This window comes from Acinetobacter sp. ATCC 27244 (genome assembly GCF_000156555.1).
GTDB classification, from domain to species: Bacteria; Pseudomonadota; Gammaproteobacteria; order Pseudomonadales; family Moraxellaceae; genus Acinetobacter; species Acinetobacter haemolyticus.
In genome coordinates this window covers 1-1,180 of record NZ_GG665982.1, presented here as the reverse complement: position 1 = coordinate 1,180, position 1,180 = coordinate 1, and the positions used below count along the sequence as shown (strand labels likewise).

The 1,180-nt window shown below is 44.5% G+C and carries 1 protein-coding gene; it reads right to left on the bottom strand.

The window, feature by feature from the left end; translation table 11 throughout:
- Position 1: 1 nt before the first annotated feature.
- On the bottom strand, positions 2 to 1,180 hold a 1,179-nt coding region (gene tuf / locus HMPREF0023_RS15860), incomplete at its 5' end, for an elongation factor Tu (protein ID WP_004637636.1).

Below are 1,180 nucleotides of genomic sequence, written 5' to 3'. Positions count from 1 at the left end.
ATTATGCAGTTACTTTCGCAACAACACCAGCACCTACAGTACGACCACCTTCACGGATCGCAAAACGTAGACCTGGGTCCATTGCGATCGGGTGGATTAACTCTACTGACATTTCTACGTTGTCACCAGGCATTACCATTTCTACGCCATCTTGTAATTTGATCGCGCCAGTTACGTCAGTTGTACGGAAGTAGAACTGTGGACGGTAACCATTAAGGAATGGAGTGTGACGACCACCTTCTTCTTTAGAAAGTACGTATACTTCTGCATCGAATTTAGTGTGTGGCTTGATTGAACCTGGTTTAGCAAGTACTTGACCACGTTGTACGTCTTCACGCTTAGTACCACGTAGAAGAACACCACAGTTCTCGCCCGCACGACCTTCGTCTAGAAGTTTACGGAACATTTCTACGCCAGTTACAGTTGTTTTAACTGTATCTTTAATACCAACGATTTCAACTTCTTCGCCTACTTTAACGATACCAGACTCAACACGGCCTGTTACTACAGTACCACGACCAGAGATTGAGAATACGTCTTCGATTGGCATCAAGAATGCTTTGTCGATCGCACGCTCTGGCTCAGGAATATAAGAATCAAGCGCTTCAACAAGTGCAAGAACTGAAGACTCACCGTATTGACCAGCATCACCTTCTAACGCTTTAAGCGCAGAACCACGGATTACTGGAGTATCATCACCTGGGAAGTCATAAGTAGAAAGAAGTTCACGAACTTCCATTTCTACTAATTCAAGTAATTCTTCATCATCAACAAGGTCACACTTGTTCAAGAATACGATGATGTACGGTACACCAACCTGACGTGAAAGAAGGATGTGTTCACGAGTTTGTGGCATTGGACCATCAGTCGCAGCACATACAAGGATCGCGCCGTCCATCTGAGCAGCACCAGTAATCATGTTTTTAACATAATCGGCGTGGCCCGGGCAGTCTACGTGAGCGTAGTGACGGATTGGAGAATCGTATTCTACGTGTGAAGTATTAATTGTAATACCACGTGCTTTTTCTTCAGGAGCAGAGTCGATTTGCGAGTAATCTTTCGCTTCACCGCCGTAAGTTTTTGCACAGATTGTTGCAATCGCAGCAGTTAAAGTTGTTTTACCATGGTCAACGTGACCAATTGTACCCACGTTTACGTGTGGTTTGTTACGTTCAAACTT